Genomic DNA, 15,051 nt, shown 5'->3' on the forward strand with positions numbered 1-15,051 from the left:
GCAATAAATAATCAAAAAACGGCTTTAAGTTGTGTTTAGGAGTGGTTTTTATCTGTTTGCATCTTTTTTTTACTTGTTCGTCGACAATCAATTTCTCTTTGCAAATAAATCGTAATTTTGACTATATGACACCATTTGAAAAAATTATAAACTTCGCTACAGCTCACAGAATAACTACTCATGTTATTTTCTGGGTGTTTATTTTTATTATGTTTTTTAGTAAAAATACTTCTTCAGATCCCGAAGGATTATGGGTTGATGTATTATATACGGTATATTACGAGATCTGTTCGATGATAGGAGCTTATTTTTTATCTTATAGAATCCTGCCTCGTTTAATGACGCCTCAAAAACACAATTGGGTTTGGGCAGAATTTTTTTTAGGAGCTTACATTATTTCTGCCGTTGCCAGAATAACAATGGTTTATGGTGTCGAACCTATTACACGCACACCGCCTTTTCCTCAGGAATCTATACAAGAGATTCTCACAGATTTGCCAACCTTGTTTATCGCCTACTCACTGCATATACTTTCTTTATCAATATTTTTCATTTTTATAAAGCTGATAAAAGATCAATACATCATTCAAAAAAGATCTTTATTATTGGAAAAACAAAAAGCTGAAACGGAATTAAAAATTCTGAAAGCACAATTAAATCCGCACTTTTTGTTCAATACACTTAATAATATTTATTCGCTTTCTGTTGTAAATTCTCCTATAACATCGCAGTCTATTGCGGTTTTATCCGAAATATTAGATTGTATTTTATACCGCTGCAGCAGTACGTATGTGCCTCTTACGCAAGAAATCACATTATTGGAAAATTATATTTCGCTGGAAAAATTACGTTATGACGATCGTCTGAGTGTGGTTTTCAATCATGAAATAGATCAAAACGGAATGATTGCTCCTCTTATTTTGCTTTCTTTAGTAGAAAACGCCTTTAAACACGGAGCTGGAGAAGACATCGGAAGTGCACCAAAAATTGAAATTGATTTAAAATCGGCCAACAATAATTTCGAATTTACGATTCGAAATACAATCTGTAAAACAGAACTTGAAGCCGAAAGCGGCAAAATTGGTCTGAACAATATTATACAACAGCTAGATAAAATTTATCCGGAAAATTATACTTTTAATGTTACCAAAACAGATGACGATTTTACTGCAGTACTAAAAATAAATCTTGCATCGCAATATAACTTAGCTTAGAGATGAAAATAAAGTGTTTATTAGTCGACGACGAACCGCTGGCAATCAGTTTACTGCAAAATCATATCAGTAAATTAGATTATTTAGAAGTTGTTGGTACGTGCCCAAATGCGTTAAAAGCGGCTGAAGTTTTAAGAACTACTACCGTTGACCTTATGTTTTTGGATATTAAGATGCCTCAAATTACCGGAATCGATTTTTTAAAGACTTTACGAAATCCGCCTTCTGTTATTTTTACTACCGCTTACCGCGAATATGCATTAGAAAGTTATGAGCTTGACATTGTCGATTATCTTTTAAAACCCATTACTTTTGACCGTTTTTTTAAAGCCACAGATCGTTATTTACGAATCAGCGCTCCTGTCAATAATAAAATTATTACTCCCACGCAAGAAGATTTTATTTACATCAAAAACGGACCAAAATTTAATAAAATTAATGTTGATTCTATATTGTATATCGAAAGCATAAAAGATTACATTATTGTGCATCAAAAAGACGGGGTAAAACTCAATGCTAAATATAAAATCAGCGATATCGAAATGGAATTGCAGGACAAAAACTTCCTGCGTATACATCGCTCGTTTATCATCAATTTAAAAAACATCACAGCATTTACAGCTTATGATGTTGAAATCGGCCAGATCGAAATTCCGATTGGAGCTAGTTACAAAGAGTATGTTTTTAAAATGCTAAAGAGTAATTAATACTATTAATGCGTCTGTGTGTTGTAAAAAATGCGTTCTTAGCTATATCTTCATTTTTCGTTAGCAAATGAATTAATTATCTCGGATTACGTGTATTATTTCACAAAGATTCACAAAGAAAACACAAAGAAGCACGGAGCCAACTCTAAATCTTTGCGAATCTCTGCGCTTTCTTTGTGAGTCTTTGTGGGGCCTTCCCAAAGAAAATCGATGTTGAGATTTAGACAAGGGACATTAAAACGGGTCAGATTTGTTGTTTAAATGATGTTCAAGTACAATTAATCTCTATATTTGATGCGTAAAATACTAAAATGAGCGAAAAAACGAAACCGTATGCCTTAATAACCGGTGCCAGCAAGGGAATTGGTAAATCTATTGCTTATGAATTGGCTAAACAGGGTTATTCACTATTGCTTGTTGCAAGAACTGACAAGGAATTAAAAGAGTTATCTGATGATCTTACAGTTAAATACGGTATCAATACTGCTATTTTATCGCTTGATCTTTCGCTAGATGGTGCGTCATTAAAAGTAGCTAATTGGGTAAAAACGAATAATTATCCGCTTGGTATTTTGGTTAACAATGCTGGTTATGGCCTGTGGGGCGATTTTAGTCAATCTTCTCTAACCGATCAGCTTGGGATGATGCAACTTAATATGAATGTTGTTGTAGAGCTTTCACATTTATTAATACCTGTACTTTCACAAGAAAAACAAGCCTACATTTTAAATATATCGAGTACGGCTGCTTACCAGGCTGTACCTACCCTAGCTGTTTATTCGGCTACAAAGGCTTTTGTTTTATCATTTACGCGAGCCTTACGTTTCGAACTCGCCCAAACTTCAATTTCGGTAACTTGTTTTAGTCCGGGGCCGGTTGATACCGGTTTTGCTGCAAGAGCCGGTTTAAATGCTTTTAGTAAAATGGCTGAAAAGTTTAATATGCAACCTGACGAAGTGGCAAAAATTGCTGTAAAAGCCATGTTTAACAAAAAATCAGAAGTTATTCCGGGTTTTACAAATATTATTTCGGTTTATGCTAATCGTATACTACCAAAGGCATTTATAGAAAAAACGGCAGTCGGGATTTACAAGATTTAATTTTTTTTGAAAATAAATTAAAAATATTCTTTGCAATAAAGAAATTATATTATCTTCGCTTTAATATCTACTAATTCGATAGAATATGTATAATAAAAGAAAAATGTTTAATTTTCCTAAAGATCAAATGCACGCAAATATGCGAATGTGTTGTTGCTGCTGTTGCTGTTGCTAATCTTTTAGATAAAATTACAAACACTATTTTTTCATTTATTAAATATATTTATCATGGTATCTTCTTATAAAACTTTTACCCTTACTGAGCAATTAACTGATGAGCAAATTGATTTTTTTAACCAATATGGCTTTATCCATTTCAAAAAATTTATAAATCCGGAAACTGTTTCCTCAATCATTGATGCTTCAAAACAAGTACAACAAAACTGGATTGACAATGATCTTAAAAAAGTAAACGGTGTTCCAATTAAATACGGAAAAGATTTAGATGGCTCTCCTATTGTACAGCGTTTTGCCTTTATCAATCAACATCATCAAACCCTGAGTGGTCTTTTACTTGATCCAAGATTTAATAGTTTGTTGCAACTGGCCGGCGATGGCGCGAGATTAGGAACCGAAGAAAAAGACGGAATGGTTTTTAATCATTATATCAACGGACCGGAAAGTAAGTTTACTAAAATGGGCTGGCATACAGATGGTTTGAGAGATATTTTTTATGGCGCAAAATTAAACCCGATGTTAAATGTGGGGATCCATTTAAGTACTTTAAAACCCGAAAATGGCGGTCTTAAAATCATTCCGGGTACACACAAACAAAGTGTTTACCAAATGCTTTTCCGCAAAAAGTACTTTTTAGACAATAAACCTGATCCGGAGGAAGTTTCCATCATTCCGGAAGCCGGAGATTTGACCATTCACGATGGCCGTTTGTGGCACAGAGTCGCAGAATCTTCTATTATTGGCGAAGAAAGCAGAAGAAGAGTTATTTATGTTCCGATTATAGCGGGAAAATATGCTCCCAAAAATGAGAACAGTCCAACGGTTTTCTATCAACGTTTTGCCGGTATTGTTAAATAATTATGCTGTTTATCCTCGCGTTTAGTTATCTGGTTAGATCAGGTAAGCTAAAAAGTGTCTCTTATTTTTTAAGAAATACACAAAGAAAAGTAAAACTAAAAGGTAGAAAAGTAGAATTGGCTATACTGTCAGGCTTACAAATATTGGGCAATTAATGGGGAAAGAAATTCAAATTGAAACGTATAGTGTAATTACACAAAGAACATTTTCTGACCGTAAGCGAACTAATATTTTAAAAAGAGCAGAACAGTCAACGATTGTATTTTTGCTTCCAAAAGTGCCTGAATTCATTTCGCCAAACGTGCTCACTTTAATGGGGACGTTTGGTTCCGGATTAATTTTTTCAGCTTTTGTTTTGGGGACTTATTTTGCCAATTGGTATTTGCTTTTGGGTATTATCGGATTGGTGGTAAACTGGCTAGGCGACTCTTTAGATGGAAGATTGGCGTATTATAGAAATATTCCACGTCGTTGGTATGGTTTTGTACTCGATATTATTGCCGATTGGATTGGTATTGTACTTATAGGTTTTGTCTATTACATTTATGCTAAAAATGGTACGCAAATAGTAGCCTTTGCTTTTGTTGCATTGTATGGCTGGTCTATCATCATCAGCCAGTTGCGTTACAAAATCACAAATGAATACCGCATAGATTCCGGTTTTGTTGGTCCAACAGAACTTAGGTTTATTATTGCTTTCATTTTAATCATAGAAGTTTTATTTATTGGATCTATTACCTATTTGTCCGGCTTAATCTCTATTGTCTTATTTATAATCAATACTATTGATAGCGTAAAACTTTTAAGGTTGGGTGATTTAAAAGACAAAAACCAAGTCTGATATGTTCAGGAAAAAATCTATTCTGACTTTTCTACAGGCACAAGTTGCGGCATTTTTAGGCGGTCTTACAGATTATGGTTTAATGATTTTATTAACGGAAGTAGTCAAATTGCATTTTACCTTTTCTATTCTAATCTCCGGAACCGTTGGTGCGATTATCAATTTCAGTATCAATAGATTTTGGGTTTTTAAAAGTCAATGTGGTTATAACAGCCGCATCAATAGTCAGCTTTTTAAATTTGCGTTGGTTGTATTGGGAAGTATTTCCTTAAAATCATTCGGTACGCTTATTTTGCAAAAAATATTTCAAATCGATTATAGAATCGGAAGGTTAATCACGGATAGTTTTGTTTCTTATGGATTTAATTATCCGTTGATTAAATATTGGGTTTTTAAGGCAAAAGAAAAAAGAATATAATCAAATCAAATTAATGTATCCTAGACCTGGGATCTAAATAAATGAAACGCCTTTTTTCGATTTCAAAACTATGTTTCTACATGTTAAAAAATAATTACACCCAACGGGCTGTATAAATATCTTATTATGAATAAATTATCATTTAAAAATTTTAGAAAATCACTAATCGTTATAACGATCTTAGTAGCTATATTTTCTGAAAATCTATTGGCACAACACAAAAATCCATCGCCATTAAATTTTCCAACGCCTAAAAATATTGATAATATGGTGTTTTACATTCAGCGAGATCCCAATACAAATACTGCTGTTTATGCCATAAACTACCAGGAAAATGGAAAAATAGACAAAAGCAATCCTATAAAAGCCTATTGGATTCGATATGCTGAGAAGGGAGAGAAAAAAGATTTTAATTATGTACAACGCAAATTTGCCTACGGAATAGAAAGCAAAGCCTTAAATAATGAGGAATTTGAACTTCAATTTGTATCCTATAAAAAGTTATCCCTAACCTTGAAAAAGATAGATTCAGATCAGAAATATCATGTTTTTGTAAATGTAAATCAGAAAAAAATAGAGCTCGAAAAAATATTTGTGCGCATTGAGGGAGGCTCTTTTTGGTTACCCAATGTAAAGTATGCTGAAGTGACCGGAATAGATACTTCTTCAAATAAAACAATTACGGAAAGAATCGTAATGAAATAAAATAAGCGTTGATATTTGCTCGCAAAGTCTTTTTCACGCAGATTTAGCAGATTAAGCTGATATTTTGTTTTGTTATTTTGATAAAAACAATCTGAATAAATCTGCTAAATCTGCGTGAAAAAGTTTCATTGTTAGCGTAGAAGATTTGCGTAAAAATTTGATGTTATCGTATATACCGGATATTTTATTCCATCACAGCATCAATCAGTTTGCTTTTTTTGATTTTCTCAACTCCCCTTTCTCTTAGAAGTTCTGTGGCATCGAGCATTTTGATTAAATGCATATAGGGCGTCGCAAAATCAGGATCGGGATCTCCGGGATGGGGAGACAATGAAAGTTCAAGCACCTGACAAAGAAAAAAATCAAATTCTTCAAGCGTTTTTTCATTAAATGCTTTTTGGAATACACTAAACGGATTATTGTATTCTTCCTTTGTCAGGGAAGTGAGTTCAAAAGCTGTTTCGGAGTGTAAAGACTCTTTTATCTTCCATTTTTTACTTTTCTCTTGCAGGCAGTAACACGCTTTGAGCAAAGAGCGGACAACAGTATACAAAATAAAAACATCAGAAGGATTGTCCTGTTTGTAGACTTTTGTTTTATAGCAGTACAGCACCGCCTCGTTTAAATTCTGTTTGTAATCATCAAGATGGGCAAAGTCAAAAAAGGCATTAATTACCTTAAATGGATTCTTTGCCTCGTACCCCGCCCAAAAGCTGGTTTCGAAGGATGTTTTATTCTTTTTCATAATAAATAGATTTAAAATATTTCGGCTAAATTCCATCTTTTCAAAAGGATAATCTATTCTGAAAAAAAGATATATTATCTTACAAAAAAGATAAAAGAAATGGGATCAAGAGTAAAAGTTGAGGATTAAACAAAAAGAGATAAGTTAACCATTGGAATTTGGAATTTTGAAAAATTGGAATTTTAATAGCAGATATTTTTCTATCTTTGAAACTCAGGATTTTTAATCCGAATAGCTTTATCTTTGAGCCTTTAGAAAATTGACACTCATTATGGAACAGAAAATACATCAGGGAAGAAACGTAAAACGTTTTAGAGAAATGCTTAACATAAAGCAAGAAGCATTGGCTTATGATCTGGGCGAAGACTGGAATCAGAAGAAAATTTCTATGCTGGAGCAGAAAGATGTAATTGAAGAGCGTTTGCTGAAACAAATTTCAGCAGTATTGAAAATTCCTGTTGAAGCTTTTCAGAATTTTGATGAAGAGCAGGCAATAAATATTATTTCTAATACTTTTGATAACGGAGCTTTCTTGAATACTGGTAATAGTGCAACATTTAATGTTAATCCAATCGATAAATTGATACAACTTCATGAAGAGAAGATTGCTTTATATGAAAGGATGTTGAAAGAGAAAGATGAGATGATAGTGAGGCTTGAGAAGATTATTAGTAAGTAATAGTCTAAAGATATATTAAAACAAAAAAGAGACTCGAAAGTCTCTTTTTTGTTTTAAAAGCACTTTTAGTGTGAAGTCAAGAGCTATCGCACATCTTTTTACAAAAAATCTTCAGCGAGCGAGTAAATCTTAAAAAACTAAAGCTTCTTCTTTAGCTTTTATATATTAACGCTGTTTAGTTTTAAGGTTTCCAAATAGCTCATTTTCTTTAATATAATAAGCTCCACTAAACTCTAACATCCCTAGATATTCTTTTCCAAAAGTGCTACCCCCAATAACTTGTTTTTCACCCAGAATTGTCCAAGCAATTCTTAAATTATTTTCCTCAAGATACTTTAAAAATGGCTCTTTTTTAATTAAAAAAATAGCTCTAGAGTTGTTATTAACGCTTGTATCAAAACAAATTAGATCACCATTTGAATCAAGAAATTCACCTTCTTTATTAGAGTACTGTAGTCCCATTCCTTCAAAAATTCCGACACTTGGCTTCATAAAAGTGATTGTTTCTTCTTTAGATTTATCAAATTCTTCCTCCCACATGTACGTTTCTACTGGTATAACTACTTCAGAAACTAATTTGCCCGTCTTTCTGTCATGTATATCTCTCTTATAATCATCATTATCTTCAAAACAAATGTCTTTATAAGCTTGTGACCAATAATATTCCCGATTAAAAACTTCATACTTTTCTCTGTTCTCGGGCATCCATCTTCCTGTAAAATCTTGATTCATTGACCAGCTCGTAAAGTTTTCAAAATCCTTTTCTTCTAAAATATAGCTTCTAATTTGACACCACATTCTTTTATGTTGGTTATCCCATTTTTCTTGTCCGATTTTTTTTTCTTCTGCCCATTCAGGATGACCTTCTAAAACAAGCCATTCATTACCGTCAGTATCATTTAAACTGATTAAGTTTTCAATAACTGGTAGATTATCGGTTTTCTTTATCCAATCCTCAAAAGAACAATCCCAGTTAAATTCATCTTTACTTGTCCACCAATATTCTTTTTTTTCGTCTTCTTGGTAAGTTGCTGTCGCTTTTATTAAAATTGTAGGATCTATATCTCTTACATAAGGATTCCAAGGACCTTGATATGGTTCTTCCTTTTCGTCATTGGCCCACCTTTCGAATTTCTTAAAATTATCAGACACTCTCGCTAAGATTTCATATAAAGCAAGCCATTGATATTTTTTACCAATTCTTTCTATAGTGGCGGCTTTTCTTCCATTATATTCTAGATTGTTATCATATCCGCCATGTTTATCAACATCATAACCGTACTTTTTAAAGATCCATTCGACTGCAATATTACTAAGGTCATTTGGATTCACGTCCCAAGTTCTTAAAGCGCTCTGAAAAGTGTATCTCCCAAAATCGCCATAACCACCAGTCCCTCTTCCATATTCGGTTGTCATAGAACTTAAAATCTCATTCTGGGACCAATATATTTTTTTGAAATTAGGACTTTCGTAATCAAATTTATACAGTTCATCTAATTCTTCATTTGATAAAATTGTTTCTGGAAAATTACTTTTATAGGGAGGTTTAACATCCATAATATCGAAAGATAAATTCATCTTTAAAGAATAAGTATATTCAATGACTCCTCTTGCGTAATCACGTAATAAGATATGTGGATAAACTTCATCTTTTTTATTGAATATTGTCTCGTATATATACTCACTTAAATCCGTAAGTTTTTCAATCTGCCTAGTTCTTAAACTACATCCGTAAGCAACGGCAAAAAGTCTCTCATACACTGATGGATCATTAACTTTCTCAAAAATTTTTAAGACCTCAATTAATACATCTATTCTGTTTTGAAGCAAATTAATTAATGCTTTTGTAGAACTGTCTCTTAATTCTCTGTTTGTAGACGTATGAAACCAAGCTAACGTAATACTTGTTAATTTAATTGACTCATCGGAGATATGAAGTTTCTCCTCTTGATTCCACGCCCAGTCAATAAGTCTTTTAAAAGAAGAGTCGTCTTTAAATTTATCTTTTAATATCCTAGTCCATGATGCATCTCGATTTGCCATGCTGAGGCCTGATAAATGATTATTCAGTGAATATGCGTTATAAAAATGTTCTGGAACCGAGGTTATCGAGATAGTTGTTTCCCAAAATAAATCATGAGTCTCATCGTAAGAAAACACAACTTCATTGATGTAACCCGCTGAATTTTCATTTATAGTTTCATGTTTTCGCCAAAGAAGACTTTCTACAAATGAATCAGCTATTGTGTATTCATTTGTTAAATGAGGAATTAACTCATAAAATTCTCGGTTAATTTTTTCAGGAATCTGAATAGAAAACGCATCGATTAAACCTTTATTAAAATATAAAGCATCTTCGTCTTCAATATATTTATAGAAACTTCCACCTTCTTTAAATTCAGCTTCCAAATCTAAATCTGTGTTCAATAAATATTTGCATGTTAGATGATCTTCAAACCTTTCATAAGCCAAATAAATACCTTCTTCATAAGTATCTTTGTCAATCCAGAAAAGATTTTTAGCAAAGATTCCTTCCGAAATTAATTCATCCAAAAAAGTACCTTTTTTCGTAACAAACTTTGAAACAATATCTTCAACAATTTCTATTGCTTTTTCATAATTGACATATCGTAATTCATTATCTAATTTGTAACGTACAACAGCTTCTACGCATCTATCAACTAAATTAATACCGGTTGAGTAGTCAAATCTTTTAGAATCTGCCAATACAGCGTTCACATTCTTTATGAAAAAATTAATTATTGAGCTAATCCCTTGAACCCCATCAGGTATTTTATTCTGACCAGATTTAGATATACCTTCACAAAAAAGTTTTAGGAATAATGGATTATGAAACTCTGGATGTAAGAGTGGTATATTAGGAAGTTGGATTTTATAATTAGAAAAAAACAATTTACAAGCATCATATGCATCATTTCTAAATCCATGGAGCTTATTCTCGATGAGTTCTAATTCTTTTATGCTTTCTTTTGGGAATATTAAATCCTTATAAGAAGAGCGCACGCTTAGAACCAAACCTAAGTATTCATATTTTTTTACTTCAGAAATAAAGCTCTTTATATTCTCTGGCCAAATGTATTTTCCTCTTCCTTCATTAACTGCATCAATAAAAATTATAATTCTTTTTTTTGTTTTTTTTGCTCTGTCATTAATAATGTTTAAAAATTCTTCTGAGGTTGTGTTTTTTATCTGCAACCAGTTAAAAATTTGACTCCATTGGTTGTCCTCTGTTGTAAATTGTTGTCCTAGAAGGAAGACACTTTCGTAATTATTTTTAATCCTTTTAGTCACTATATCTCCTAGCATATGAGATTTCCCAATCCCTGCCTCGCCTTCTAAAATTAAATATGGATTATTAGCTGTTTCACATAAACCATCCTCAATGAAATCTCTAAAATTATAAATATTGCTTTCAAAATCTCTAAGATTTCTCAGCTCCGTTCCATATTTATGATAATGCGAAAAATCATTTTTTTCCTTTTGCAGTTTATGCTCTTCATGATTATAATATTGTTTTAATTTATGCGTAATTTCTTCAATTGAATCCAAAATGATTATAAAATCAGTAAATGCAATTTTTTCATTATTTTCTAAATCTATTGTAGAGAATAGCTGATAAATTTCATCAAACTTCTGTTCTAATAATTCAATCTCGGCTTTTACTTCCTCTTTCTTTTTTAATACTTTTCGTCCTTTAATTAACAATTCATCGACGTTATCAGCTATAGATTTTTTAAAATTAGAAGTGCGACCAAGTGCATCAAAAATTCTTGACACTTCAAGAATGAAATTAAGCTTGGGAGTATATCGTTTTCCTAAAACTAGGATTGATTTTTCGCACTGATTTTTGAACCAAGCTTCATCTGGAATAAAACTCAATGAGGATTTTAAGACCGTGACTTTTTCGAGAATATCATCAACTTTTACTTCAATATCATTTAACTTTTCAGTAATCTTAAATATTTTGGCTTTGTAGTTTTCATCAAAAAACAAAGACTTCAGTTTTTTGTCTTCTTTTATTTTGGAAGTAAATCTGTCGTAAAAGAATTCCAATTCTTCATTAGTAGGAACTATTATGCTATGATTTTCTTGAAACCTACAAAGCAAATCTTCATAATTAATGGTTTGTTTTGCAAACAAAAGATATTTATTCAACTCTTCAAATATAATTTGAGACTGAAAAAAGTAAAATTTAGAACGGTCATTTCTTTCTGGATAATGCTGGTGGAATTCCTTTATAGTTTCAAGAATAATTTTTATTAATTGATTCTTATATTTCCTTTTTGGGAAAAGAAAGTTCTTGATTCTCCCATATCCTTCTTCTTTTGTGAACTGGTCAAGAAATTTTAGACTGACATAACTTGCAATCGTAATTGAAGTAATTGGTTCCATGTATGTTATTTTTATTTTAAATGTTTAAATCAATTTAGTGTTTAAGGGTTAAAAAAAACTTTCCTTAAGTGGATTCTCCTAGCGATTTTATTAACAAATCAACAACAACCGATAGTTCCTCTTAATTTTCTATTGATGCTCTATGGATACAAGGCAATATCTTTGTTATAAAATAATACAGTAAAACCTATCTAATTTTTCGTTTTAAAAACTCTATAAAACCCAAAAAGAATCCCAAGCCAAATAGGAATTAACTCCACAGATATCTTCATATTAGTAATCCACATGATGGCTAAAATACCCAATAAAAATACGAAACAGATGTAATTGCTAACCGGATAAAATATAGAGGCAAACTTAGTTTTTGTGTTTTCCCTGTCTTTTGCACGTCTAAATTGTAGATGTGTATACGAAATCATGACCCAGTTAATAATTAAGCAAGACACTACCAAAGACATTAGAATACTAAAAGCTTCTTCGGGAATTACTTTATTTATTAAAATACAGATAGCGGCAAAACAGGAAGAAATTAAAATGGCATTAACGGGTACTGATTGTTTGTTCAGTTTCTTTAAAAACTTAGGGGCACTACCCTGATCTGCTAAACCAAACAACATGCGTGAGTTGCTGTACACACTGCTATTGTATACGGATAAAGCGGCGGTTAATACAATTAAATTAAGTACATTGGCTATAAGGCTTGTGAAAAATATTTTGTGACCAAAGAGCTCAAATTCCATTCCGTTTAAATTCTGGAAAACCATTACAAACGGGCTGCTGTCTGTAGTAATTTGCTGCCAAGGCGATAAAGCAAATAAAATGACTAAGGCACCCACATAAAATATAAGGATTCTGTAAATAACCTGATTGGTTGCTTTTGGAATGTTTTTTTCCGGATTTTCTGCTTCTGCAGCGGTAATTCCAATGAGTTCTAAACCACCAAAGGAGAACATAATTAGTGCCATTGCAGATAATAAACCTTGGTAGCTGCCAGTAGCCGTTTTTTCAAAGAAACCTTTTGGAAAGAAACCTCCATCGTTATATAAATTATGAATCGTAGCGTGCTCTCCTCCTGTTCCACTTACCAATAGATAAGTACCGAAAAGAATCATGGCGATAATGGCAACCACTTTTATGATTGAAAACCAAAATTCGGTTTCTCCGTAGACTTTTACTGAGGCAAAATTTAAAGCATTAATAACCAGAAAGAAAAATAAACTGGATGCCCAAAGCGGAATTTCAGGCCACCAAAACTGTACATAAACTCCAATGGCTGTAAGTTCGGCCATGCTGACTAAAATATACAAAATCCAATAATTCCAACCTGATGCAAAACCTGCAAATGGACCACAATACTTATAGGCAAAATAGCTAAAACTTCCTGAAACGGGTTCTTCAACCACCATTTCGCCAAGTTGTCTCATAATAAAAAAAGCGATAATTCCGGCGATAGCATAACCTAAAATAACAGAAGGTCCTGCTAATACGGCCGCTGGACCAATGCCGAGGAAAAGACCAGTTCCTATAGATCCGCCTAAGGCAATTAACTGAATGTGACGGTTAGTTAGTCCACGTTTAAGCTGATTGTCTTCTACAGCATCATGATTTTTTTTCACAGATTCGATTTTAAAAGAGTTAGATGTATTTAGAAATGTATAATGAGCGAAGATAAGTTAAAAAAGGAATCTTACAAAGTATCATTCTGTCGCAGCTGTAAGAGTCAAGTATAAAAAATTAAGTTTTAAAAGTTGGATTGTCAATTTACAGAATGATTTAAAGCTGTTTTATGCGTTTGTTTAACCGCAAAAGAAAGGTCTTTTTCACGCAGATTTAGCAGATTAAGCTGATATTCTTGTTGTGTTTTTTTATAAAATTATCTGCTTGATCTGCTAAATCTGCGTGAAAAACTTTGTCTTCTTATCACGAATAGGCAAGGGAGTTGTTTGTCAATTGCAATTGGTAACTGCCAATTACATTGATAAGCCTTTGAGGTACAATTCGCTGTGATCGATCATTAGTTCTGCCCACATTGGAAGATGGTCTGACATCTGGAAAGTCCTCCAATCGTCATAGTATTTTTTCAGGTTATCTTGTGTTGCTAGGGTCTTTTGCAGGATAGTAATTTGTTTCTGATAGTCATTTCTTTTTTCATCGCTGGTTTCTAATGCCATATCCTGTGATAATTCTGCAATCTGTTTTTGTAAATAGGCAGTAATTATGCTCTCATAGGAACTGAAATCAGAATTACTAAATACATGTTCATAGTAATCGTAAGCACCTGCGCTGTTTGCTTCATCCCCCAGTAAAAAGTTTTTACCCTTTGAACGAATTCCAATCTGGTCGTAATGCTTGGTTTTTGAAACATTTGTTGCTGTTTCGCTTTCGGGCTTTTGTTTAAGTACTGCGGGAATTTCAAAACCATTTTTTTCAAGGGCTTGCATGGTTTCGTGCTGGCGGTCTATTATATTAAAATCCCCCAAAACAATTAAGTTCTCTAAATCAGAATCTGCACGTTTTTTTAGAAACTTAGCTATGGCTGCAATTTCATTTTTTCTCCTTTCTAACTGGGCTCCGCTATCGGCACCATAATAAATATGAACCGTACATAAACTGAATTTGCTCCAACCCGACTGAAACGAAACTAAAAATGGCGACCGTGCAAACTGTACATCTCCCTGAATTTGACTCGTCTTTGGAAGCACAATCTCTCCGGCAATTTTTTTAAAACTAACCCTTCTTGTATCATAAATAAAGGTCATTCGCTCCCCGTTCCCACTCGGTCCTTCTGTGACATCTGTGCAGATATAGTCCCACTCCTCACCTAACACGTACATTAGTCGACTCAGTCCCGCCAGATTTTTATTGACTTCCTGAACCGCTATAAGATCAAAAGAAGATAGAATCTGAGCGATATAAAAGTACGATTCATCTAATCTGTACCCGTATCCGAATTTGTTCGAATCAAAATCTCTAATATTCCAGGTGGCAATCAGCAGGTTTTTGTCTGTTTTTTTCGGAGGGGTTTTTGTGCCTAAATCATTTTTCAGCGTAATTAGGTTGTCTACAACAAACTTTCGTCTGCTTTCCGGTATGTCATTTTTAATAGCATAATATCTCATAACCAGTTATTTAAAAGTTAGACTATAACAAGTTTACAGAAAAAAAAGCAACTAATTATAAGTGTTTCTACCTAT

12 protein-coding genes are annotated in these 15,051 nt (G+C 32.8%); 8 read left to right on the plus strand and 4 right to left on the minus strand.

Annotated elements, in window-relative coordinates; genetic code table 11:
* Positions 1-125 precede the first annotated feature (125 nt).
* The 7 genes from G3A47_RS18700 (at position 126) to G3A47_RS18730 (ending at position 6,020) form a co-directional block, all read left to right on the plus strand.
* Positions 126-1,214, plus strand: coding sequence for a sensor histidine kinase (locus G3A47_RS18700; RefSeq protein ID WP_243860510.1), 1,089 nt, complete (start codon positions 126-128; stop codon positions 1,212-1,214).
* 2 nt (positions 1,215-1,216) lie between these two features.
* Positions 1,217-1,921 (plus strand): LytR/AlgR family response regulator transcription factor, encoded by a 705-nt coding sequence (locus tag G3A47_RS18705; protein WP_166925142.1) that lies wholly within the window; start codon positions 1,217-1,219, stop codon positions 1,919-1,921.
* A 311-nt stretch (positions 1,922-2,232) separates the two neighbouring features.
* Positions 2,233-3,021, plus strand: coding sequence for an SDR family NAD(P)-dependent oxidoreductase (locus G3A47_RS18710; RefSeq protein ID WP_166925144.1), 789 nt, complete (start codon positions 2,233-2,235; stop codon positions 3,019-3,021).
* A gap of 228 nt (positions 3,022-3,249) precedes the next feature.
* Positions 3,250-4,056: a phytanoyl-CoA dioxygenase family protein gene (locus tag G3A47_RS18715; protein WP_166925146.1), complete on the plus strand. Its 807-nt coding sequence runs from the start codon at positions 3,250-3,252 to the stop codon at positions 4,054-4,056.
* A gap of 154 nt (positions 4,057-4,210) precedes the next feature.
* Entirely contained in the window at positions 4,211-4,897 is a 687-nt protein-coding gene (locus tag G3A47_RS18720; protein ID WP_166925147.1) for a CDP-alcohol phosphatidyltransferase family protein, read from the plus strand.
* A 1-nt stretch (position 4,898) separates the two neighbouring features.
* Positions 4,899-5,315: a GtrA family protein gene (locus G3A47_RS18725; RefSeq protein ID WP_166925148.1), complete on the plus strand. Its 417-nt coding sequence runs from the start codon at positions 4,899-4,901 to the stop codon at positions 5,313-5,315.
* 126 nt (positions 5,316-5,441) lie between these two features.
* Positions 5,442-6,020 (plus strand): DUF4833 domain-containing protein, encoded by a 579-nt coding sequence (locus G3A47_RS18730; RefSeq protein ID WP_166925150.1) that lies wholly within the window; start codon positions 5,442-5,444, stop codon positions 6,018-6,020.
* A gap of 184 nt (positions 6,021-6,204) precedes the next feature.
* Here the strand turns inward: G3A47_RS18730 and G3A47_RS18735 are convergent, their stop codons facing one another.
* The gene (locus tag G3A47_RS18735) at positions 6,205-6,765 is read right to left on the minus strand and encodes a hypothetical protein (RefSeq protein ID WP_166925151.1); all 561 of its coding nucleotides are present in this window, start codon (positions 6,763-6,765) and stop codon (positions 6,205-6,207) included.
* A 271-nt stretch (positions 6,766-7,036) separates the two neighbouring features.
* On the opposite strand from G3A47_RS18735, the gene G3A47_RS18740 reads away from it, so the two are divergent.
* Positions 7,037-7,444, plus strand: a complete 408-nt coding sequence (locus G3A47_RS18740; RefSeq protein WP_166925152.1) for a helix-turn-helix transcriptional regulator — start codon at positions 7,037-7,039, stop codon at positions 7,442-7,444.
* A 165-nt stretch (positions 7,445-7,609) separates the two neighbouring features.
* On the opposite strand, the gene avs2 is transcribed toward G3A47_RS18740, so the two are convergent.
* From avs2 to G3A47_RS18755, 3 genes are all read right to left on the minus strand, one after another.
* Complete coding sequence (avs2, locus tag G3A47_RS18745) at positions 7,610-11,857, minus strand: AVAST type 2 anti-phage system protein Avs2 (protein ID WP_166925154.1); 4,248 nt, start codon at positions 11,855-11,857, stop codon at positions 7,610-7,612.
* A gap of 191 nt (positions 11,858-12,048) precedes the next feature.
* Positions 12,049-13,473, minus strand: a complete 1,425-nt coding sequence (locus tag G3A47_RS18750) for an amino acid permease (protein WP_166925155.1) — start codon at positions 13,471-13,473, stop codon at positions 12,049-12,051.
* A 354-nt stretch (positions 13,474-13,827) separates the two neighbouring features.
* Positions 13,828-14,976 carry an endonuclease/exonuclease/phosphatase family protein gene (locus G3A47_RS18755; protein ID WP_208328375.1) on the minus strand — a complete coding sequence of 383 codons (1,149 nt, stop codon included), beginning with the start codon at positions 14,974-14,976 and terminating at the stop codon, positions 13,828-13,830.
* Between the last annotated feature and the right edge of the window lie 75 nt (positions 14,977-15,051).

The sequence above is a fragment of the Flavobacterium poyangense genome (genome assembly GCF_011751075.1).
Taxonomy (GTDB): Bacteria; Bacteroidota; Bacteroidia; order Flavobacteriales; family Flavobacteriaceae; genus Flavobacterium; species Flavobacterium poyangense.

Excerpts from the sequence above, each read along its gene's own strand:
- G3A47_RS18730 (WP_166925150.1), top strand. The coding sequence starts at position 5,442 with ATGAATAAATTATCATTTAAAAATTTTAGAAAATCACTAATCGTTATA.
- avs2 (WP_166925154.1), bottom strand. The coding sequence starts at position 11,857 with ATGGAACCAATTACTTCAATTACGATTGCAAGTTATGTCAGTCTAAAA.
- G3A47_RS18740 (WP_166925152.1), top strand. The coding sequence starts at position 7,037 with ATGGAACAGAAAATACATCAGGGAAGAAACGTAAAACGTTTTAGAGAA.
- G3A47_RS18700 (WP_243860510.1), top strand. The coding sequence starts at position 126 with ATGACACCATTTGAAAAAATTATAAACTTCGCTACAGCTCACAGAATA.
- G3A47_RS18725 (WP_166925148.1), top strand. The coding sequence starts at position 4,899 with ATGTTCAGGAAAAAATCTATTCTGACTTTTCTACAGGCACAAGTTGCG.
- G3A47_RS18710 (WP_166925144.1), top strand. The coding sequence starts at position 2,233 with ATGAGCGAAAAAACGAAACCGTATGCCTTAATAACCGGTGCCAGCAAG.
- G3A47_RS18735 (WP_166925151.1), bottom strand. The coding sequence starts at position 6,765 with ATGAAAAAGAATAAAACATCCTTCGAAACCAGCTTTTGGGCGGGGTAC.
- G3A47_RS18715 (WP_166925146.1), top strand. The coding sequence starts at position 3,250 with ATGGTATCTTCTTATAAAACTTTTACCCTTACTGAGCAATTAACTGAT.
- G3A47_RS18705 (WP_166925142.1), top strand. The coding sequence starts at position 1,217 with ATGAAAATAAAGTGTTTATTAGTCGACGACGAACCGCTGGCAATCAGT.
- G3A47_RS18720 (WP_166925147.1), top strand. The coding sequence starts at position 4,211 with ATGGGGAAAGAAATTCAAATTGAAACGTATAGTGTAATTACACAAAGA.
- G3A47_RS18755 (WP_208328375.1), bottom strand. The coding sequence starts at position 14,976 with ATGAGATATTATGCTATTAAAAATGACATACCGGAAAGCAGACGAAAG.